General features: G+C 70.8%; 18 protein-coding genes. 8 read left to right on the forward strand and 10 right to left on the reverse strand.

Annotated features, from left to right (window positions below):
• Positions 1-146: 146 nt before the first annotated feature.
• From ACIBJH_RS04990 to ACIBJH_RS05000, 3 genes are all read left to right on the forward strand, one after another.
• A complete protein-coding gene (locus ACIBJH_RS04990) occupies positions 147-1340 on the forward strand; it encodes a flavin-containing monooxygenase (RefSeq protein WP_399115410.1) in 1194 nt (397 codons plus the stop codon).
• Between the two features lie 114 nt (positions 1341-1454).
• Positions 1455-3680 carry an acetate--CoA ligase family protein gene (locus ACIBJH_RS04995; protein WP_399115411.1) on the forward strand — a complete coding sequence of 742 codons (2226 nt, stop codon included), beginning with the start codon at positions 1455-1457 and terminating at the stop codon, positions 3678-3680.
• Positions 3677-4465 carry an enoyl-CoA hydratase/isomerase family protein gene (locus ACIBJH_RS05000; protein ID WP_399115413.1) on the forward strand — a complete coding sequence of 263 codons (789 nt, stop codon included), beginning with the start codon at positions 3677-3679 and terminating at the stop codon, positions 4463-4465. The genes ACIBJH_RS04995 and ACIBJH_RS05000 overlap by 4 nt, the downstream gene beginning before the upstream one ends.
• Before the next feature lie 10 nt (positions 4466-4475).
• Here ACIBJH_RS05000 and ACIBJH_RS05005 read toward each other — a convergent pair whose 3' ends face one another.
• The gene (locus tag ACIBJH_RS05005) at positions 4476-4973 is read right to left on the reverse strand and encodes a GNAT family N-acetyltransferase (RefSeq protein WP_399115414.1); all 498 of its coding nucleotides are present in this window, start codon (positions 4971-4973) and stop codon (positions 4476-4478) included.
• 40 nt (positions 4974-5013) lie between these two features.
• Here ACIBJH_RS05005 and ACIBJH_RS05010 point away from each other — a divergent pair, with 40 nt between their 5' ends.
• The gene (locus tag ACIBJH_RS05010) at positions 5014-6501 is read left to right on the forward strand and encodes an oxidoreductase (RefSeq protein WP_399115415.1); all 1488 of its coding nucleotides are present in this window, start codon (positions 5014-5016) and stop codon (positions 6499-6501) included.
• Positions 6502-6545: 44 nt separating this feature from the next.
• Here ACIBJH_RS05010 and ACIBJH_RS05015 read toward each other — a convergent pair whose 3' ends face one another.
• Positions 6546-7139 carry an HAD family acid phosphatase gene (locus ACIBJH_RS05015; RefSeq protein WP_399115416.1) on the reverse strand — a complete coding sequence of 198 codons (594 nt, stop codon included), beginning with the start codon at positions 7137-7139 and terminating at the stop codon, positions 6546-6548.
• Positions 7140-7361: 222 nt separating this feature from the next.
• Here ACIBJH_RS05015 and ACIBJH_RS05020 point away from each other — a divergent pair, with 222 nt between their 5' ends.
• On the forward strand, positions 7362-7970 hold the full coding sequence (locus ACIBJH_RS05020; RefSeq protein WP_399115417.1) for a flavin reductase family protein: 609 nt from the start codon (positions 7362-7364) through the stop codon (positions 7968-7970).
• Between the two features lie 126 nt (positions 7971-8096).
• A complete protein-coding gene (locus tag ACIBJH_RS05025) occupies positions 8097-8390 on the forward strand; it encodes an SCO0607 family lipoprotein (RefSeq protein WP_399115418.1) in 294 nt (97 codons plus the stop codon).
• A gap of 3 nt (positions 8391-8393) precedes the next feature.
• Here ACIBJH_RS05025 and ACIBJH_RS05030 read toward each other — a convergent pair whose 3' ends face one another.
• On the reverse strand, positions 8394-9707 hold the full coding sequence (locus tag ACIBJH_RS05030; protein ID WP_399115419.1) for an MFS transporter: 1314 nt from the start codon (positions 9705-9707) through the stop codon (positions 8394-8396).
• Positions 9708-9791: 84 nt separating this feature from the next.
• On the opposite strand from ACIBJH_RS05030, the gene ACIBJH_RS05035 reads away from it, so the two are divergent.
• Positions 9792-10865 carry a GlxA family transcriptional regulator gene (locus ACIBJH_RS05035; protein ID WP_399115420.1) on the forward strand — a complete coding sequence of 358 codons (1074 nt, stop codon included), beginning with the start codon at positions 9792-9794 and terminating at the stop codon, positions 10863-10865.
• Between the two features lie 26 nt (positions 10866-10891).
• On the opposite strand, the gene ACIBJH_RS05040 is transcribed toward ACIBJH_RS05035, so the two are convergent.
• The 5 genes from ACIBJH_RS05040 to ACIBJH_RS05060 form a co-directional block, all read right to left on the reverse strand.
• Positions 10892-12079, reverse strand: a complete 1188-nt coding sequence (locus ACIBJH_RS05040; protein ID WP_399115421.1) for a lactonase family protein — start codon at positions 12077-12079, stop codon at positions 10892-10894.
• A 186-nt stretch (positions 12080-12265) separates the two neighbouring features.
• Positions 12266-13597 carry an MFS transporter gene (locus tag ACIBJH_RS05045; protein ID WP_399115422.1) on the reverse strand — a complete coding sequence of 444 codons (1332 nt, stop codon included), beginning with the start codon at positions 13595-13597 and terminating at the stop codon, positions 12266-12268.
• Positions 13598-13698: 101 nt separating this feature from the next.
• A complete protein-coding gene (locus ACIBJH_RS05050; RefSeq protein ID WP_399115423.1) occupies positions 13699-14748 on the reverse strand; it encodes a Zn-dependent alcohol dehydrogenase in 1050 nt (349 codons plus the stop codon).
• Positions 14748-15896 (reverse strand): acyl-CoA dehydrogenase family protein, encoded by a 1149-nt coding sequence (locus tag ACIBJH_RS05055; RefSeq protein ID WP_399115424.1) that lies wholly within the window; start codon positions 15894-15896, stop codon positions 14748-14750. Before ACIBJH_RS05055 ends, ACIBJH_RS05050 begins: the two co-directional genes overlap by 1 nt.
• 108 nt (positions 15897-16004) lie before the next feature.
• The gene (locus tag ACIBJH_RS05060; RefSeq protein ID WP_399115425.1) at positions 16005-16916 is read right to left on the reverse strand and encodes an SDR family NAD(P)-dependent oxidoreductase; all 912 of its coding nucleotides are present in this window, start codon (positions 16914-16916) and stop codon (positions 16005-16007) included.
• 95 nt (positions 16917-17011) lie between these two features.
• On the opposite strand from ACIBJH_RS05060, the gene ACIBJH_RS05065 reads away from it, so the two are divergent.
• Positions 17012-17968 carry a cyclase family protein gene (locus ACIBJH_RS05065; protein ID WP_399115426.1) on the forward strand — a complete coding sequence of 319 codons (957 nt, stop codon included), beginning with the start codon at positions 17012-17014 and terminating at the stop codon, positions 17966-17968.
• 341 nt (positions 17969-18309) lie between these two features.
• Here the strand turns inward: ACIBJH_RS05065 and ACIBJH_RS05070 are convergent, their stop codons facing one another.
• Both ACIBJH_RS05070 and ACIBJH_RS05075 read right to left on the reverse strand, forming a co-directional pair.
• The gene (locus tag ACIBJH_RS05070) at positions 18310-18780 is read right to left on the reverse strand and encodes an ATP-binding protein (protein WP_399115610.1); all 471 of its coding nucleotides are present in this window, start codon (positions 18778-18780) and stop codon (positions 18310-18312) included.
• Between the two features lie 509 nt (positions 18781-19289).
• A complete protein-coding gene (locus tag ACIBJH_RS05075; protein ID WP_399115427.1) occupies positions 19290-20180 on the reverse strand; it encodes an acyl-CoA dehydrogenase family protein in 891 nt (296 codons plus the stop codon).
• Between the last annotated feature and the right edge of the window lie 3 nt (positions 20181-20183).

Here is a 20183-nt window from a genome sequence, read left to right on the forward strand (position 1 = left end):
CCAAGGCGTGCACAACCACCGGGCCCTCACAACCAGACGCCCTACGTCACCGGCCGCACCCACTCCTCCACACCCGTGATCAATCCGCAACCAATTCCGGTCTTGACCGAGACCCATCAACGTGGGACGTGATTACGCTCGCGCTCATGGCCGACTCCACAGCGTCCCCGACCCCGGCGCCACAGAACCACGCAGACCGCCCCGTGTACGTCATCGGCGGCGGCCCCGGCGGACTCGCCGCCGCGTACGCGCTGCGCGCGCGGGGCATCCGTGCCGTCGTACTGGAGCGGTCGGACCGGGTCGGGGCGTCCTGGCGCGGCCACTACGACCGCCTCCACCTGCACACCACCCGGCGGCTGTCGGGTCTGCCGGGCCTCGCGATGCCGCGCCGTTTCGGGCGCTGGGTCTCGCGCGACGACGTGGTGCGCTACCTGGAGAAGTACGCCGAGGTCCACGAGCTGGAGATCGTCACCGGTGTCGAGGTCTCCCGCATCGAGCGCTCGGCCGACGGCACCGGCTGGCTGCTGCACGCCACCGGCGGCCGTGAGCTGACCGGCCGCGCGGTCGTCGTCGCCACCGGCACCAACCACACCCCCCGGCTGCCCGACTGGCCCGGCCGCGACACCTACACCGGCGAACTGCTGCACGCCGCCGACTACCGCAACCCGCAGCCGTACGCGGGCCGGGACGTCCTGGTCGTCGGCGTCGGCAACACGGGCGCGGAGATCGCCGTCGACCTGGTGGAGGGCGGTGCGTCGCGCGTACGACTCTCCGTGCGCACCACCCCGCACATCGTGCGCCGCTCGACCGCGGGCTGGGCGGCCCAGTACACGGGCATCGTCGTACGACGGCTGCCGGTCCGCCTGGTCGACCGGCTCGCGGGGCCGATGGCCAAGCTCAGCGTGCCGGACCTGTCGGAGCAGGGGCTCGCGCGGCCCGACACCGGGCTGTACAGCCGGGTCAAGGACGGGTCGATCCCGGTGCAGGACGTCGGTCTGATCGACGCCGTGCGCAAGGGGCGGGTGGAGGTCGTGGCGGCCGTGGAGGCGTTCGAGGACGGCAAGGTGGTGCTGGCCGGCGGTGAGCGGATCGAACCGGACGCCGTCGTCGCGGCCACGGGGTACGTCCGCTCGCTGGAGGGTCTCGTCGGTCATCTCGGTGTGCTGGACGCGCGGGGGAAGCCGGTCGTGCACGGCGCCCGCTCCCCGAAGGACGCGCCCGGTCTGTACTTCACCGGCTTCACCAACCCCATCAGCGGGATGCTCCGCGAGCTGGCGATGGACGCGGAGAAGATCGCGAAGGCCCTCGCCAAGTCCGTCCGCAAAAGTGCCGTGAGCTAGGTTCCGCCCGTTCTTTGCGTGCACGACAGTTCCTGACGCAGTGTCAGTTCAGTAATCTGACAGTGCGTCAGTTAATTGTGCTGTCACGACTGTCACACAGGAGCGGGCGGACCGATGCTTGGATCAACCCACGGCACCCTCACCACCGACTCCCGCCGGGCCCGGGTCATCGCCTGCGGTGAGCAACCCGGCCCCGCCGTCCACGGAAGGCCCGCCGACGTCGACGATCTCGATGTCGGCGGGCGGCCGTTGTACGCCGGCGTACCCGACCTGGACCGTTTCTTCCGCCCCGAGTCGGTCGCCGTGATCGGCGCCTCGGACGCGGAGGGACGCCCCAACACCGGCATCACCCGCCAACTCATGTCCTGGGCCGACCGGGTGGGAGCGCGCCTGTACCCGGTGCACCCCACCCGTACGACGGTCTTCGACGTCCCCTGCTTTCCCTCCGTCGCCGATCTCTCCGAACAGGTCGACCTGGCCGTGGTGCTGGTGGCCGACCCGCTCCCCGTGATCGAGCAACTGGCCGAGGCGAAGGTGAAGTTCGCGGTCGCCTTCGCGTCCGGCTTCGCGGAGACGGGCGAGGAGGGCGCACTGGCGCAGCAGCAACTGGCCGCCGCCGTGGGCCGATCCGGTCTACGGCTCCTCGGCCCGAACACCAACCTCAACGCCTTCGAGAAGTTCCGCGAGGACCTCGACGGCCCCGCGATCGCCCTCATCACCCAGTCCGGCCACCAGGGCCGCCCGGTCTTCGCCCTCCAGGAACTCGGCATCCGCCTCTCGCACTGGGCACCCACCGGCAACGAGGCCGACCTGGAGACGGCCGACTTCATCTCCTACTTCGCCGAACGCCCCGAAGTGGGCGCCATAGCCTGCTACTTGGAGGGCCTCAAGGACGGCCGCGCCTTCCTCCTCGCCGCCGACCGCGCCGCCCGCCGCAAGGTGCCCGTCGTCGCGGTGAAGGTCGGCCGCACCGAGACCGGCGCCCGCACCGCCGCCTCCCACACCGGCAAACTCACCGGCGCGGACACGGTGGTGGACGCGGCGATGCGCCAGTACGGCGTGCTCCGCGTCGACGGCCTCGACGAACTCCAGGACACCGCAAGCCTGTTGGCGCGGGCGAAGCCCCCCGTAGCCGACGGGGTCGTCGTCTACTCCATCTCCGGCGGCACGGGCGCCCACTTCGCCGACCTGGCCAGCGAGGCGGGACTGCACCTGCCGCAGCTGTCCACGGCCAGGCAGTCCGAGCTGCACGAGTGGATACCGCCGTACCTGAGCGTGGCCAACCCCGTGGACAACGGCGGTCACCCGGTGGGCGACTGGCGCGGCCGGAAGATCATCGACGCGATCCTCGACGACCCGGAGGTGGGCGTCCTGGTGTGCCCGATCACGGGCCCCTTCCCGCCGCTGAGCGACAAACTGGTCGAGGACCTCGTCGCCGCGGCCGAACGCACCGACAAGCTGGTGTGCGTGGTGTGGGGCTCACCGGTCGGCACCGAACCGGCGTACCGGGACGTCCTGTTGGGCTCCTCGCGAGTGGCCACCTTCCGCACGGTCGGCAACTGCATCACGGCACTGCGCGCCTACTTCTCCCACCACCGCTTCGTCCACGCCTACCGCTCCCCCTTCGACGAGGCCCCCCGCACCCTCTCCCCCTCCTTCCGCAAGGCCCAGGCCCTGATGCGCCCGGGCCAGCAACTGAGCGAGCACGCGGCGAAACAACTGCTGCGGGCCTACGGCATCCGGGTGCCCCGCGAGCAGCTGGTGACGAGCGCGGCGGCGGCCGTACGGGCGGCGGGCCTTGTGGGCTACCCGGTGGTGATGAAGGCGTCGGGCGGCGAGATCGCGCACAAGACGGAACTGGGCCTGGTGAAGGTGGGTCTCACCTCCGCCAGCCAAGTCCGGGACGCCTACCGCGAGTTGACGGACATCGCCCGCTACGAGGATGTGACCCTGGACGGTGTCCTGGTCTGCCAGATGGTCGAGCGGGGCGTCGAGATGGTGGTCGGCGTCACCCAGGACGACCTGTTCGGGCCGACGGTGACGGTCGGTCTCGGCGGGGTGCTGGTCGAGGTGCTGCGGGACGTGGCGGTACGGGTGCCGCCGTTCGGCGAGGACCAGGCGGCCGACATGCTCGGTGAGTTGCGTGGCCGTCCCCTGCTCGACGGGGTACGGGGGCGACCGCCGGCGGACCTGGACGCGCTGGTGGAGGTGATCCTGCGCGTGCAGCGCATGGCCCTCGAACTGGGCGATGTGCTCTCCGAGTTGGACATCAACCCGCTGATGGTGCTGCCCCGGGGACAGGGCGCGGTGGCGTTGGACGCGCTGGCGGTGTGCCGATGAGCGAGGTCGTGCACTCCGTCTCGGGCCAGGTCGCGTACGTCACCCTCAACCGCCCCGAGGCCATGAACGCGATCACCCCGGACCAACGGGACTGCCTGATACGCCTGTTGACCGATGCGTCGGCGGACCCGTCCATCCGGGCGGTGGTCCTCACCGGCACCGGACGCGGTTTCTGCGCGGGCGCGGACCTGAGGGGCGGCGCGGCGGCGACCGGCGAACGGGTGGCGGGCGACGTGGCCCGCACGATCCGCCTGGGCGCGCAGCGCCTGATCGCGGCCGTCCTGGACTGCGAGAAACCGGTGATCGCGGCGGTGAACGGCACGGCGGCGGGCCTGGGCGCGCATCTGGCCCTGGCCTGCGATCTCGTCCTGGCCGCGGAGTCGGCGCGGTTCATCGAGGTGTTCGTACGCCGGGGCCTGGTCCCGGACGGCGGGGGCGCCTACCTGCTCCCCCGCCTGATCGGCCCGCAACGGGCGAAGGAGCTGATGTTCTTCGGCGACGCCCTGACCGCCACGGACGCGGAACGCCTCGGCCTCGTCAACCGGGTCGTTCCGGACGGGGAGTTGGAGAAGACGTCCCGCGAGTGGGCCCACCGCCTGGCCACCGGCCCGACCCGCGCCCTCGCCCTCACCAAGCAGCTCGTCAACGCCTCCCTGGACAGCGACCGCACGACCGCGTTCGCGGCGGAGGCGGCGGCCCAGGAGATCAACATGACGACGCAGGACGCGCGGGAGGGCGTGGCGAGTTTCGTGGAGCGGCGGAGTCCGGAGTACCGGGGGCGGTGATCCGCGTGCTTCACCCCGGGGACGGGCGGTCCAGCGAGTACACGGTGACGGACTTGCCCATCAGCACGTCGTCGCGGAGCAGGGTGAACCCGAGCCGGTCGGCGACGCGCACCGAGGCGGTGTTCCCGGGGTGGATCATGGCGGTGAAGTAGTCCGCTTCCAGGTTCGCGAACCCCCACTCAAGACAGGCGCGAGCCGCCTCGGTCGCGTAGCCGTGCCCCCACGCCTCGGCCTTCAGCGTCCACCCGATCTCGACCTCGTCGAAGACCGGCCAGTGGTTCAGCCCGGCCCGGCCGATGAACCCCCCACCGGCCTTCAGCTCCACCGCACACAGCCCGTGCCCGCGTTCGGCCCACTGCCCCTCGATCAACCGCAGCCGTTCCAGGGCCTGTTGCCGCGAGTAGGAACCCACGAACCGGTTCACTCGATCGTCCGCGTGCAACGCGACGAACGCGTCGACGTCGGCCACACCCAGGGGTCGCAGAAGGAGTCGCTCGGCCTCGATCATCCGGGCAGGTATCCGGGACGTCGGTCTCTACGCTGTGCGCATGCTGTCGTACGGAGAAATGACTCCGCCCGAACGGGAGTTGTGGGACGCCTTCCCCGAAGGCCGCCTGGTGGACCTGCGCGTGGGCGCACCGGACGAGAACGATCCGGCGGAGGGAGCGGGCTGGGGACCCGAGCGCACGCTTCGGGCCGCTGTCGTGACGGCACTGGCGCGGGGAGCCAACGCCGCACCACCGGGGGCGGTCACCGCGCTGCGGGTCATCGGTGCGCGGATCACCGGCCAACTCGACCTGGCCGACGCGGAGATCGGGCAGCTGCTGCGGTTCGAGGGCTGCTGGTTCGAGGAAGGGCCGAGTCTCTCCGGAGCCACCACCCGGACGATCGGCATCGTCGGCTGCCAAGTACCGGGCATCGACGCCACGTTGGCCTCCGTCGAGGGCACCCTCGACCTGAGGCGTTCGGTCCTGCACGGCAGGCTCTCGCTCATGCGGGCGCGCATCGCGGGCGAACTGCAGCTGGGCGGGGCGAAGTTGTCGGACCCGGAGGGCTGGGCGCTGTTCGCCGGCGGTCTGGTCATGGAGGGCGGGGTCTTCTGCCGGAGAGGCTTCACCGCCCAGGGAGGCATCCGGCTGCTGGGAGCCCACCTGCCCGGCGGCCTGTTCATGGAGGGCGCCCACCTCGACAACCCCGACGGGCCGGTGCTCCTCGCGGACAACGCCGTGGCCCAGACCCTGGTCTTCTCCGAGGGGTTCACCGCCGAGGGGACCGTACAGCTGCGCGGCGCGCAGGTATCCGATCAACTCACCTTCGACGGCGCCTTCTTGAACGGCACGGACGTGGCCCTGGACTGCTCAAGGATGCAGGCGGCGGAACTCCACTTCACGCCCGCAGCGCCCCCTTCCGGTGCGGTGGACCTGCGTGGGGCCCACGTCTCGGTCCTGCACGACGGCGAGGACAGCTGGCCGGGTGTCGTACGGCTCCAGGGGTTCGGCTACGCCTCCCTCCAGTCCGAGGAGGGTCTGCGCGGCTACGACGTGACCCGCCGCGTCGAGTGGGTCCGGCGCGAGCCCGGCTACGCACCGCAGCCCTACGAGCAGTTGGCGAGCTGGTACCGGCAGGTCGGCCACGAGGACGACGCGCGCAAGGTGCTGCTGGCCAAGCAGCGCCACCGCCGCGGCACTCTGCATCCGGCGGGCCGGGTGTGGGGGCACCTGCTCGACGCCCTGGTCGGCTACGGCTACCGCCCCTGGCTGGCCGGCGTGTGGATCGTGGCGCTGACCGTCCTCGGCACGGTCGTCTTCGACCACCAGAGTCCCATCCGGGTCCAGGCAGGCCAGGGCCCGTCGTTCAACGCCCTCGTCTACGCCCTCGACCTGCTGATCCCCATCGGCGGCCTCGGCCAGCGCGGCGCCTGGTACTGGCCGGACGGAAGCCTCGCGCAATGGCTCTCCTACGCCCTGATCGCGGCCGGCTGGCTGCTGACGACAGCGGTCGTCGCGGGCGTGACACGGTCGCTGAACAAGAGCTAGCCCGGGTGAAGGGAGCCCCCTCACCCGGGCGAGACGCGCCGCCGTCAGTCCAACAGGCCGTCGTAGTCCGGGAGTTTGTACGTCGTGTCGGCGTAGCCGCCCGTCAGGTCGGTCGTGTTGTTGCCGATGTTGGCGACGATGTCGTAGCCGTTGGCCTCGATCGCCTTGCGCTGGGAGGTCTTGAAGTCGGCGACGCTCTCGCTCGCGATGTCGATGAGCGTGCGGGTGTAGAGGCCGTCGACGGTGTAACCGACGTTCGTCAGGTTGTACTTGGTGGCCACGTCGATCAGGTTGGTGCGGGCGCTGACGAAGAAGACGCTGACGCCCTTGGCGTGCGCGTCCTTGGCCAGGGCGAGTACCGGTGCCGTGGCCGGGGTGGGGTAGCCGCCCTCGAAGTAGGACGCCAACGAGGTGTTGTCGATGTCGAGGACGACCGCCAGCTTGGCGCCCGAGGTGTTGGCGGCGGCACGGGAGTCGATGTAGGTCTGCGCGGGGCCGGTGACGGCGGCGACGTCGGACAGCCACTGGGCCTCGGTGACGGTCGAGTCGGCGGCCTGCGCGGGCAGGGCGGCGGCGAGGGTCAGGGCGAGCCCTGCCACGGCGGCAACTGCGGTGCCGCGTGCGGTGAGACGGTTCATCGGGTGGATGCTCCTCGGGGGTCGCGGCGGCCACCGGTTCCGTACCGGCGGCGGTCGTTGCGGAACTCTGCTGCGGGCGGGTGTGCGGGGAGTGACTCAGGGAGGTCCGTGCGGCGTCGTAACTCCCATGTTCTTCCCGGGAGTTTATGAACGAGCTGTCAGAACCCCCGTCGCCCGCACCCCTTCCTATCTGATGACCCGTCAGCTTCAATGGGTGGTGTGATGGGACACGCAGGAGCGGCCGCCGCCGCCGTCCGCTACCTCAGGTCGTCCGGAAGCGCTCCGGCCGCGCAGCCTGTCGAGGCGCTGCCGCGGCCGGAGCTCCGGTGCGTCGCGGACGACGAGCGCGCACCGGTCGACCAGGGCCAATTCCGGCACGTACTGGGCCACTTCGCGACCGGCGTGACGGTGATCACCGCCCCCGCGGCGGTCGGTGAACCCGGCCCCGCCGGCTTCGCCTGCCAGTCGTTCTCCGCGCTCTCCCTCGACCCGCCGCTCGTCGTCTTCATGGTCGGCCGTACGTCCACGACGTGGCCCCGCATCGCCCGCGCCGGCGTCTTCTGCGTCAACGTACTCGGCGCCCACCAGGGCGAGTTGTGCCGCGGCTTCGCGATCAGCGGCAGGGACAAGTTCACGGGCGTGCCCTACGACGCCTCCCCGGTCTCCGGCTCCCCGCGCCTCACCGGCACCGCCGCCTGGATCGACTGCACGATCCACGCGGTGCACACGGGGGGCGACCACCTGATCGTGGTGGGCCGGGTGGACGCGCTGGGGACGACGGACGACGGGGACGGAGCGCCGTTGCTGTTCCACCGGGGCCGGTTCCTCTGATTGCTCCTCAGTTCCCCTGAGTAACCCGCGCTCCGGTGTTGAGCCCCCGTACTCATGAAGGTCCGCTTCCGCTCCGACAGTCTTGCTCTCAGACCGATTCGAGCAACTGACCGGGGGACCCCAACCATGAGGAAGCGCACGCGAGTCGCCGTTCTCACCGCCATCCTCATATCCACCGCCGGGCCGCTGTCCGCCTGCTCGTTCTCCATGGAGGACGCCATGTGCGGCTCGGGCGAGTACCCGGTCCTCGCCGTCGGCAGCACCTCCGGTGGCGCCTGCGTGAAGAACGGCGACACCCCGCCGAGCGGCTACACGCGCTACCCGAAGGGGAAGGTGCCGCAGCACGTCGGCGACAAGTGGGACACCTACTGGGAGACCCACACCGTGGACGCGAAGGGGAACATCACCGCGGCGCCGTAGGCCTCACGCCACCGCGACCGCGCCCGTCTTCAGGACCGGCCGCCGCCGGATGACCAGCGCCATCAGTGCCGCCACCGCGCACAGCGCCCCGGACACGTACCAGACCATGTCGTACGAGCCGAACGCGTCCCGCGCGACCCCGCCGAGGAAGGCCACCAGCGCCGCGCCGATCTGGTGCGAGGCGAGCACCCAGCCGAAGACGATCGCGCTGTCCTCGCCGTACTGCTCGCGGCACAGGGCGAGGGTCGGGGGGACCGTGGCGACCCAGTCGAGGCCGTAGAAGACGATGAAGAAGAGCATGGGCGGGTGGACCGTCGGGGCCAGCAGCATGGGGAGGAAGAGGAGGGAGATGCCGCGCAGGGCGTAGTAGACGGCGAGCAGGCGGCGCGGTTCGAAGCGGTCGGTGAACCAGCCGGAGGCGATCGTGCCGACGACGTCGAAGACGCCGATCACCGCGAGCAGCGAGGCCGCCGCCGTGATGGGCATGCCGTGGTCGTGGGCGGCGGGCACGAAGTGGGTCTGGATCAGGCCGTTGGTGGAGGCGCCGCAGATCGCGAAGGTGCCGGCCAGCAGCCAGAAGGGTCCGGTGCGGACCGCCTTGAAGAGGACGGTGAGTGTGCGGCGGGCCGCGCCCGTCACCGGTTCCGGCTTCGGCACGAACTCGACGGCGCCGTACGGCTTCGCGCCCACGTCGGCCGGGTGGTCGCGCAGCAGCAGCCACACGAAGGGGACGACGGCGAGGGCCGCGAGGGAGACGGTCACGGCCGCCGGGCGCCAGCTGTGCTCCTCGACTATCCAGGACAGCAGCGGCAGGAAGATCAGCTGGCCGGAGGCGGAGGCGGCGGTGAGGATGCCGGTGACCAGGCCCTTCCGTGTGGTGAACCAGCGGTTGGTGACCGTCGCGGCAAAGGCCAGCGCCATCGAACCACTGCCCAGACCCACCAACAGGCCCCAGCACAGCAGGAGTTGCCAGGGCGCGGTCATCCACACCGTCAGACCGGAACCGAGCGCGATCACGGTCAGCGCGACCGCGACGACCCGCCGGATGCCGAAGCGGTCCATCAGCGCCGCCGCGAAGGGGGCCGTCAGCCCGTACAGCGCGAGGTTGATGGAGGCCGCGGCCCCGATCGTGCCGCGCGACCAGCCGAACTCCTGGTGCAGCGGATCGATCAGCAGCCCCGGCAGCGAGCGGAAGGCCGCCGCGCCGATGATCGTCACGAAGGTGACGGCCGCGACGAACCAGGCACGGTGGATGCGTACGCGCGGGGAGGGCCGGGTCTCGTTCACGACTGTGGTCGGTTCGGTTGTCTGGGTCACGCCATACAGCTTCCGGCCTGCGGCCGATCCGATCCATTGGCCCGAAGGACAGCATTCGCTAGGATCGGGCCATACAATCGGGTCATGGCCACAGTCACCGCGACCGCCGCAGCCACTGGCACCGCCACTGACGGTTTCCGCCCGCACCGTGTCGTCGTGCTCGCCCTCGACGGGCTGCTCCCCTTCGAGCTGGGCATCCCGCACCGGATCTTCGGGCGCCCCAGGGACGCCGAGGGACGGCTGCTGTACGAGGTCGTGACGTGTTCGGTCCGGCCGCCCGGCCCCGTCGACACCGACGCCGACTTCGCCATCCAGGTCCCGAACGGGCCGGAGGCCCTGGCCACCGCCGACACGGTGATCGTCCCGGCGTCGTACGAACTCGGCCCGGTCTTCGAGGAAGGCGTCCTCACCCCGGAACTGGCCGATGCCTTCGCCCGGATCCGCCCCGGCACCCGCCTCGCGTCGATCTGCACGGGCGTCTACGTCCTCGCCGCCGCCGGTCTCCTCGACGGCCGCCCGGCGACCACGCACTGGGCGGACGCCGAGCGCTTCCAGCAGCTCTTCCCGCGGATCGAGGTCGACGCGGACGTGCTGTTCATCGACGACGGCGACGTCCTGACCTCGGCGGGCGTCGCGGCCGGCATCGACCTGTGCCTGCACATGGTGCGCCGCGACCACGGCACGGCGGTCGCCAACGACGTGGCCCGCCGTACGGTCGTGCCGCCGCACCGCGACGGCGGGCAGGCGCAGTACATCCACCGCCCGGTCCCCGACCCGCAGTTGGCGACCACGACCGCCGCCCGCGCCTGGGCGCTGGGCCGGCTGCACGAGCCGATCCAGCTGCGCGACATGGCCGAGCAGGAGGCGATGTCCGTGCGCACCTTCACCCGCCGCTTCCGCGAGGAGGTCGGGGTCAGCCCCGGCCAGTGGCTCACCCAGCAGCGCGTCGAACGCGCCCGGCACCTCCTGGAGTCCACCGACCTGTCCATGGACCAGGTGGCCACGGACGCGGGCTTCGGCACCGCCCAGTCGATGCGCCAGCATCTGCAGGCGGCGCTCGGCGTGACCCCGACGACGTACCGCCGCACGTTCCGAACCGGCGGCGGGGGCAGGAGCAGCGGGTCCGAGAGCTACGGCGGTGTCGGCGCCGCGCCGTGAACCCGTGCTCCGCGTGTGTCGCCCCGTCAGCCCGCGACGATGCCCTCCCCGCCGACGGCGCCGGGCACCACGACCGAGCCGATCTCGGTGAGCGACCCGTTCTTGTCGACCCGGAACTCGTCCACGATGCCCTTGATCCCGGTCTGGACGTAGAGGTAGCGGCCGTCGGAGGAGGCCGCCGCGTCCACCGTGCCGGCGTCGGTGGCCGTGTTGCCCAGCGCGGTCAACTTGCCCTGGGCGCCCACCCGGTAGCCGGACACCGTGCCGCTGACCGCGTTGGAGACGTACACGTTCCCTGCGGCGGTGACGGCCCAGCAGGTGGCGGTCTGGCCGGTCGCGACGGTGCCCTTCGCGGTCAGTGCGCCGTCACGGGCGACGGCGAAGGTACCCACCGAGTTCGTCCCGGCCTCCGTCACATGGATCCGTCCGGCGGAGTCGAAGTCGAAGCCGAACGGCACGGCCCCCGGGAGCGAGGTCACCACGGGCCGCGCGGACGGCCCGCCGTGGCGGCTGACCGGGAAGACGTCGATGCTCTGCCCGGCGGCCTTGGTGGTGACGACGAGCTTGGAACCGTCGGGCGTGAAGGAGATCTGTCCTACGGCCGAAGCGGTTGTGGCCAGGCCGAGTTCGCGGTGCCAGGAGGGGACCTTGACCAGCCGCTCGCCGGTCCGCGCGAAGCCCTGTATCGAACCGCCGCCGAGCGCGTTGGCGACGTAGACCCGGTCGCCGTGGAAGGTGACGCTGACCGGGAACTGCCCGCCGCTGGAGAGCTCCTGGACACGGCGCAGCTGGGTGCCGTGCACGGCGAAGACGGTCACGGTGTCGCTGCCCGCGTTGACGGCGTAGAGCAGCTGGTTGTGCCGGTCGTAGGCGAGCGACCCCTGCGAGGCAAGGTGGTCGGCGACGGTGCCGGCCAGGACGCCGCCCTTGCCCCCGGTGCGGTAGACCCCCTTCTGGCCGAGGGTGCCGTCGGCGGCGCGCTCGTAGGCGACCACGGAGTTGGCGGTCGTGTCGTCGGTCTGCACGAAGACGGTCGAACTGCCGCGGTGGGCGCGGGAGTCGGAGCCACGGTGGCCGTCGGCGGCACTGGCGGCGGGCGCGGCGAAGAGGGCCGCGGCGGCGAGCGCGACGGCGCCCGTACCCGCCGTGCGGGCGATCCGGACGGCGCGGGAGGTGCGGGACATGCGGGAGGCGCGGGCCTTGGCGAGAGCCATGTGTGGGTACTCCTCTTACGGAAAACGGAACGCGGAAACGAATTGCGGAACGCGGGATCAGGAGCCGGCGGAGCGACTCACGCTCACCACCGGACGGCTGCAACGCTAGCCCGCGACCGCGGCACATAGGCGGACAAAAGGCTCACCAAGGCCTGACGTCCGGGCTTCGTAAGAATCACCGGCCACTCACCGCCAACTCCGCTTCGAGGCGCCCGACTTCGCAGACCGCGCCACGATGACGTCGGCACCCCGCGCCGCCGCCCGGCCCACGCGCCGCACCTCGCCCCACCACCCGGTCACGGTCAGCAGCACGGTCAGGCCCACCCCCACCAGGATCGCCGTCGACGGCGCCGTCACCTTGAGCAGCGCCCCGGCCAGCGACCCCGTCGCCGCGTAACCCACGCTCGCCGCCGCGTACATGACCGAGTAGCCGGCGGCCAGGGCGTCGGGCGGCAGCACCTCGCGCAGGGACAGGTTGCGGGTGACCATCGCGCCCGACTGGAGCGTGCCGCCCATGACGAGCGCGACCGCGATCCCGGGCGTGCTCGGTATCAGCGCGGCGAGCGTCACACAGGCCGAGGTCCCGGCCATCAGCACCAGGCTGCGGGTGCGCAGCAGCCCCGGCCAGCCGCGCAGGCCGTAGACGAAGGCGCCGAGGCCGCCGCCCACCGCCATCCCGCTCAGCAGCGGGCCGGACCAGCCGACACCGATGCCGCGCTGTTCGAGCAGAGCGGGCAGGACGAGTTCCGACAGTCCGAGCACCGCGACACTGGCCGCCCCGGTGACGTACACCGGCCAGGCACCGACCAGCATCGCGAGCATGCGAGCGCCGGTACCGCCCTCGCCCTCGGAGGCCTCCGCACCACCCTCGCCCCCACCGTCAGAGGCCCCTGCACCACCCCCACCCCCGCCCCCGCCCCCACCGTCGGCGGCCCTCGCGCCACCCCCGTCCCACCCCGCCGGCAGCAGCCACAACCCCCCGACCGAGGACGCCATCAGACCGGCCGCGAGCAGCAGGGGGACGCGGGGTGCGATGCCGAGGGCCAGCCCCGCGACGGCCGCCGGGGCGACGGCCCACACGCCCGCCGTGAGTATCGACTCGACGGACAGCGCCTGTGCCACGGACCGCTCCGGCACCAGGGAGCTGAGCAGAGTGCGCAGCCCACCGGTCGCGGCGGAAGGGGCGCCCCCGGCGAGACACGCGAACCCGGCGAGGACGACGGGATGCGCGCCCGGAAACATCCCGAGCCCGAGGAAGCCCGTCGCGCCGAGCGCGAGCCCGACCGCCAGTTGCCCCCGCGCCCGCTCGGGCCGCAGCCGCATCCCGAGCACCGGGGCGCCGACGATCTCCCCGAGGACGTACGCCGCCGCGATGATCGCGCCCAGCGAGTAGCCGCCGGGCCGCTCGCGCACCAGGAAGACCAGCGCGAGCGGGGCCATGGCCACGGGCATACGGGCACCGACGGCGGTGCAGGCCCAGGTCAGGACCTGTCGGGAGACAACGTCGCGGTAGGTCATGCCAGCACGCTACGGGCCGTCACCGACAACGCCCCACGGGATTTTCCCCACCTGTGGACAACTCCCGCCATGCCTCCGTCAGGCGACGGCCAGTACGGGCGTCAGAACGTCAGAACCCCCCGCGCGACCCGCCCCGCCTCCAGGTCCCCCACCGCCTTCTCGAAGTCCTCCACCGGATACGTCCTGGTGACCAACTCGTCGAGCAGCAGCCGCCCTTGGCGGTAGAGCTGGGTGTACAGCGGGATGTCCCGCTGGGGTCGTGACGATCCGTACCGGCAGCCGAGGATCGACTTGTCCAGGAACATCGACGAGACGAGGAAGGACGCCTCCGCCGTCGCCGGTGCCGTGCCGAGCAGGATCGCCTGGCCGTGGCGGTCGAGGAGGTCGACGGCCTGCCGGACCAGTTCGACCCGTCCGACGCACTCGAAGACGTGGTCCGCCCCCGTGGGCAGCAGGTCACGCACCCCTTCCGTGGACTTCAGGAAGTCGGTCGCGCCGAACTTCCGCGCCGCCTCCTCCTTCGCCGGGTTCGCGTCGACGGCGACGATCCGCGACGCCCCCGCGATCCGCGCCCCTTGAAGGACATTGAGCCCGATCCCGCCGGTCCCGATGACGACGACACTCTCCCCCCGATCGACCCGCGCCCGGTTCAGCACGGCGCCGACCCCCGTCAGCACCCCGCACCCGATGAGCGCGGCGGACGGCAGCGGAATGTCCTTGGGTATCCGCACGGCCTGCACGGCTTTCACCACGGTCCGTTCGGCGAAGGCGGAGTTGGAGGCGAACTGGTAGACCGGCTGCCCGCCCCGCGTGAACGGCTTCCCCGGCCGCCCGATGGCCTGCCGGCACATGGTCGGCCGCCCCCGGTCGCACTCGGCGCAGGTCCCGCAGTTGGCGAGCGTGGACAGGGCCACATGATCACCGGGCGCCACATGGCTGACCCCCACACCCACGGCCTCCACCACCCCCGCACCCTCATGCCCCAACACCACAGGAACGGGAAAAGGTATGGTCCCGTCCACCACGGACAGATCGCTGTGACACAACCCGGCCGCGGAAATGGCGACCAGCACTTCCCCCGCCCCGGGCTCCCGCACCTCCAAGTCGTCCACGACCTGGATCTGCTTGCCGTCGAAGACCACACCGCGCATCAGACGACCCCCTTGGGTTCCCTGGGCAGACCGAGCACCCGCTCGGCGATGATCGTGCGCTGAACCTGGTCCGAGCCGCCGTAGATGGTGTCGGCCCGCGAGAAGAGGAACAGGTGCTGAAGCACGTCGAGTTCGTACGAGGCGCTCGGCGACCAGTCCACGGGCCCCACCGCCGCCCCGGCCCCCCGCACCGACATCGCCAGCTCCCCGAGCCGCTGATGCCACCCGCCCCACAGCAGCTTGGCCACACTGGGCGCGCCGGCGTCCCCGGCCCGCCCGAGCGTCCGCAGGGCGTTCCACCGCATGGTCCGCAACTCGGCCCACTGCCGCACGAGTCGATCGCGCAGGACGGGATCGAGCACGGCACCGGAAGCGACAGCGGCTTCGACAACCCGCCCCAACTCCCGCGCGAACCCGACCTGTTGAGCAAGGGTGGATACCCCCCGCTCAAACCCGAGCAGACTCATGGCAACGCTCCAACCACCCCCCTCACCCCCCACAAGATGCTCGCCCCGCGCCAACGCCCCGTCGAAGAACACCTCGTTGAACTCACTGGTCCCGGTCAACTGCCGGATGGGCCGCACCTCGACACGCCCCGGCTGATCCATCGGCACCAGCAGAAAACTCAACCCGTGATGCCGCCGCGACCCCACCTCGGTCCGAGCCAGCACAAAACACCAGTCGGCCTCATGGGCGAGCGAGGTCCAGATCTTCTGCCCACTGATCCGATACCCGTCCGCCTCCCGTACGGCAACGGTCCGCACCCCGGCCAGATCGGACCCGGCCCCCGGCTCGCTGTACCCCTGACACCACAGTTCGTCCCCCGCGGCAATGGCAGGCAGAAAACGGGACTTCTGCGCGTCGGTGCCGTGTGCGACGAGGGTGGGCGCGAGCAGGTTCTCACCTATGTGCCCGGACCGGGGCGGCGCGTCCGACCGAGCGTATTCCTCGGCCCAGGCGACCTGTTGAGTGAGAGTGGCGGTGCGATTTCCGTAGCCGGATTCAGGCCAACCCAGCCCGATCCACCCGCTCTTGCCGAGCGTGCGTTCCCAAGCCCGCCGATCCTGACCACTTTCCGCATGCGCAGAAAGCCAGGCCCGAGCTTCCACCCGAAACTCTTCGTCCTCGCCAGCGAATCCAAAATCCACAGGGGCTCCTAAAAACACCGCTCAGGTTTCCCACCTAAGGGGCGCGGGGAACTGCGCGACCAGCCCCCACGCACCCGCACTCGCCACACAACGCACCACCCCACCCCCTTAGGCGTTGGGCCGACTCCCTTCCCGCGCAGCCCTCTCCATCTCCTGCAACCGAGAAAGCATCGGCATCGGATCCACACCCACAGACCCCGGCAAAAACTCCGCGATCTTCTCAGCCGTCCACCCGCCGGAGGCGTACCCCGCACGCAACTCCCGAGGCTGCGCCCACACCGCGATCTTCGGCCCCGCAACGGTATAGACCTGCCCGGTGATCCCCACCTCCCGAGCAGCATCCGAAAGCAAATACACAACCAACGCGGCAACATCCTCCGGCGACCCGATCTCCGCCAACTCCATGGGAACGTTCGCCGACATCCGCGTACGAGCAACAGGCGCCACCGCATTGGCGGTCACCCCGTACTTGTTCAACCCCAGCGCAGCGCTCCGCACCAGCGAGATGATCCCGCCCTTCGCCGCACTGTAATTCGCCTGCGAAACCGACCCTTGATGATTCCCACTGGTGAACCCGATCAACGTCCCGGACCGCTGCTTCCGCATCACCGCAGAAGCCGCCCGAAAAACAGTGAACGTCCCCTTCAAATGCGTGGCGAGAACGGGATCCCACTCCTCCTCGGACATGTTGAAGAGCATCCGCTCCCGCAGAATCCCGGCGACACACACCACACCGTCGACCCGCCCGTACGAGGACAGCGCGACGTCGACAACCCGCTGCCCACCCGCCATCGTAGAAATGTCGTCGGCGACGGCGACAGCCTCGCCCCCCGCCGCCTCGATCTCCTTGACGACCCCTTCGGCGATCTCACTCGTCGGCGAGGCGCCGTCCATCGAGACGCCGTAGTCGTTGACGACGACCCGCGCCCTCTCGGCCGCCGCCGCGAGCGCGACGGCCCGGCCGATGCCCCGGCCCGCGCCCGTGACGGCGACGACCTTGCCTGCCAAGAAGTTCCCCATGTCCGGCCCCTCCCGCAGTTTCTGACGGTCCGTTAGATTCGACTCAGATTCTACGACCCGTCAGATGCCTGAGGACAAGCCCCGGGGAGGCCCCGATGTCACTGCCGCCGTCACCGCCACCACCGCCGTCACTCGGTCCGGAGTTCCACGACATCGCCAAGCGCGTGAACAACTGGGGCCGTTGGGGACCGGACGACGAGATCGGCACGCTGAACCTGATCACCGACGAGGTGGTCCGCGAGGCGGCCGCCGAGATCCGGACCGGCCGCCGTATCCCGCTCGCCCTCCCCCTCCAGGCGGACGGCGTGCAGACGGGGATGATCCCGGGCCGGGTCAATCCGCTGCACGCGATGGTGCAGATCAACCAGGAGTTGTTCGGCCCGGGGACGGTCGCGTGCAGCGACGACGCGGTGACGATGGGGCTGCAGGCGGGCACCCACTGGGACGCGCTGACGCACGTCTCGCACTCGGGAAAGCTCTACAACGGCCGCCCGGCCGGCACCGTGACGCCGCACGGGGGCGCCGAGTTCAGCGGTATCGACAAGGCGCGGCACATCGTCTCGCGCGGGGTGCTGCTCGACGTCGCACGCGCGCGGGGCGTCGACCGGCTCGAAGGCGGTCACGCGGTCACGCCGGAAGACCTGGAGGCCGCGGAGCAACTCGCCGGCACCCGGGTCCGCGCGGGCGACATCGTGCTCGTACGGACCGGGCAGGTGCAGGTGTACCTGTCCGGCGACAAGCACGGTTACGGCTACCCGTCACCCGGTCTCTCGGTCCGTACGCCGGAGTGGTTCCACGCGCGGGATGTCGCGGCGGTAGCCAACGACACCCTCACCTTCGAGATATTTCCGCCGGAGATCGAGGACTTGTGGCTGCCCGTGCACGCCCTCGACCTGGTCGAGATGGGGATGCCGCAAGGCCAGAACTGGAATCTCGAAGAGTTGTCCACAGCTTGTGGACAAGAGAACCGCTATGCGTTCTTCCTGTCCGCGATGCCCGAACCTTTCGTGGGCGCGACGGGAACCCCGGTGGCCCCGATCGCCATCCTCTAGGTCAGTCCGGTTTTGACGAGGGCCGGACTTACGGTCGGATGGCGGCGCGCTGCTGCCCGCCCCGAGCACGGCACCGCGCTGCCGCCATCCGACTCCGGCGTACCCGTCCCGGCTCCCCGCCCCGAGGGAACCCACGCCGAACACGACCCACACTCGCCGAGGGCCCCCGTCACCGAAGCCCTCGTCGTCCCCTCGCGGCGAATCGCTGCCCACAAGCGTGACCAAACGGTCACGTCGCGTCAACGCCCATCCGGGGATTTATTCCTTAAGCACCACTTTGCCGCAGGGCGCGCGCGGAAGCACGGCCCGGCGCATCTCCACCGGGCACTTGCAGACAGCACCTACACGGCTTCGTACGCGAAGCCCTCGAACCCCCCGTACGCCGTGACACCGCCCCCGAACGCGGCCGCCGCATCCCGGGGTTGACTGCCCCGGTCCAGCTCGCACCAGATGCGCTTGCCGGTACCCTCGGCGCTCCAGCCCCAGCGATCGGCGAGGCCGTCCACCAGCGCCAGTCCGCGCCCGCCGGTCTCGTCCCCCTCCGCGCAACGCGGCACGGGAGCCGTACAGCTGGTGTCGGCGACCTCAAGGCGGACCGTGGCCGACTCGTCCGCCTCGTCCGGCAGGGAGAGCCGCAGCACGGCCGGACAACCGGTGTGCACCACCGCGTTGGTGACGAGTTCGGAGACGAGCAGGATCAGCGTCTCCGCGAGCGGTTCGTCTGCTTCTATCCCGGACCCGGCGAGCCGGGAGCGCGCCCATCTCCTGGCCCGCCCCACCTCTGCGGGGTCGGGCCGGATCTCCAGCTGCACTTGAAGCACCTGCACCGCTCACACCATCCGAACCGGCGGACACATAGCCTCGCGCCTCACGAGGGCCACGATCGTAGCCATTTTCTGCATGGCCAGAACAACGACCGGAGCCAGGGTCACGGAACGTGAATCCCTTGCGAGACAGCATGATTGACGTTCCGTCACCCCAACAAGCGCTTCGGGCATATTCCAGCGCGAAGGAGTACGCGTGCGGGATACTGTGCGACGCTCATTGCGGGGAGTCGAACAGGCAGGGGTGAAAGCCCGTTCTGCCATACGAACTGCGGAGCGCACCGCCCGATCCGGAGCCGCCTCACAGGCAACACCGGCATGGCTCGTACCTTGAACCACTCGCATCCCACACAAGGTACCGGAGCCCCGGGACGACTCCGGGCCGTGACGAGTCACGCATAGGACACAACCCGATATCAACGCTGCGTGATTCCGCCGTGCCACGATCCGCGACACCGTTGTCGGAGCCGCCCCGGTCATCGCAGGCAGGCGCCCCACTACACCGCTCCGCCCACCAGATCGGCCGCGAGCAACTCCTCACTCTCCGTGTTTCCACCGCCACGCTGGGCCCGCACCCACGCCCGCTTCAGATGCAGATGGACCTCGGACTCCCAGGTGAAGCCCATCCCGCCATGCACCTGCAGACAGTCCCGGGCCCCACGCACAGCGGCCTCGTCGGCCAGCAGCCGGGCCGCCGCGATGTCCACCGGATCCGCGGTCACGGCTGCCGCGTACACGGCGACCCGCGCCACCTCCACCCGCACCAGCGACCGCGCGCACAACTGCTTCACGGCCTGGAACGCCCCGATCGGCTGCCCGAACTGCTCACGAGTCCGGGCGTGTTGCACCGCGAGCCCACACACCCGCGAGGCAGTACCAAGCTGCTCGGCAGCGGTAAGCAGAACAGCGACAGGCTCGACACGCGCAGGCGCCGGCACCCGATGCAAGGGCGTCAACGGATCCACCGACCGCAGCGCCACGGCACCCTCGGCCCCCGGCAGCACGACATCGGCCTCGTCCAGCCACTCCACAAGCCGCCCATCGGCAGCGGCGACCACGGTCTCCCCGGCGGCGGCCCCCGGAACCACCCCGGCAGCAAGATGCGTAGCGACCAACGGCCCAGGCACCAGCGCCGCCCCGACCTCCTCGAACACCAACACGGCTTCGGGCAGCCCGAGTCCGGCTCCGCCGTCGGCTTCGGGCAGTCGCAGGGAGAACAGCCCGAGATCACCGAGGGCCCGCCACAAACCCCGGTCCAGCCGAGGAGCCTTTAGGGGCGCGGAGAACTGCGCGACCAGCCCCCACGCACCCGCACCCGACGAACGACCGATTACATCCCGTACTGCATCCCGCAACGCCCTTTGATCATCCGTCAGTTGAAACCGCACCGC

The organism is Streptomyces sp. NPDC050548 (genome assembly GCF_044457385.1).
Taxonomy (GTDB): Bacteria; Actinomycetota; Actinomycetes; order Streptomycetales; family Streptomycetaceae; genus Streptomyces.

Bases quoted from the DNA above. Each gene is read 5' to 3' on its own strand.
- ACIBJH_RS04990 (WP_399115410.1), top strand. From the start codon at position 147: ATGGCCGACTCCACAGCGTCCCCGACCCCGGCGCCACAGAACCACGCA.
- ACIBJH_RS04995 (WP_399115411.1), top strand. From the start codon at position 1,455: ATGCTTGGATCAACCCACGGCACCCTCACCACCGACTCCCGCCGGGCC.
- ACIBJH_RS05000 (WP_399115413.1), top strand. From the start codon at position 3,677: ATGAGCGAGGTCGTGCACTCCGTCTCGGGCCAGGTCGCGTACGTCACC.
- ACIBJH_RS05005 (WP_399115414.1), bottom strand. From the start codon at position 4,973: ATGATCGAGGCCGAGCGACTCCTTCTGCGACCCCTGGGTGTGGCCGAC.
- ACIBJH_RS05010 (WP_399115415.1), top strand. From the start codon at position 5,014: ATGCTGTCGTACGGAGAAATGACTCCGCCCGAACGGGAGTTGTGGGAC.
- ACIBJH_RS05015 (WP_399115416.1), bottom strand. From the start codon at position 7,139: ATGAACCGTCTCACCGCACGCGGCACCGCAGTTGCCGCCGTGGCAGGG.
- ACIBJH_RS05020 (WP_399115417.1), top strand. From the start codon at position 7,362: ATGGGACACGCAGGAGCGGCCGCCGCCGCCGTCCGCTACCTCAGGTCG.
- ACIBJH_RS05025 (WP_399115418.1), top strand. From the start codon at position 8,097: ATGAGGAAGCGCACGCGAGTCGCCGTTCTCACCGCCATCCTCATATCC.
- ACIBJH_RS05035 (WP_399115420.1), top strand. From the start codon at position 9,792: ATGGCCACAGTCACCGCGACCGCCGCAGCCACTGGCACCGCCACTGAC.
- ACIBJH_RS05040 (WP_399115421.1), bottom strand. From the start codon at position 12,079: ATGGCTCTCGCCAAGGCCCGCGCCTCCCGCATGTCCCGCACCTCCCGC.
- ACIBJH_RS05045 (WP_399115422.1), bottom strand. From the start codon at position 13,597: ATGACCTACCGCGACGTTGTCTCCCGACAGGTCCTGACCTGGGCCTGC.
- ACIBJH_RS05050 (WP_399115423.1), bottom strand. From the start codon at position 14,748: ATGCGCGGTGTGGTCTTCGACGGCAAGCAGATCCAGGTCGTGGACGAC.
- ACIBJH_RS05060 (WP_399115425.1), bottom strand. From the start codon at position 16,916: ATGGGGAACTTCTTGGCAGGCAAGGTCGTCGCCGTCACGGGCGCGGGC.
- ACIBJH_RS05065 (WP_399115426.1), top strand. From the start codon at position 17,012: ATGTCACTGCCGCCGTCACCGCCACCACCGCCGTCACTCGGTCCGGAG.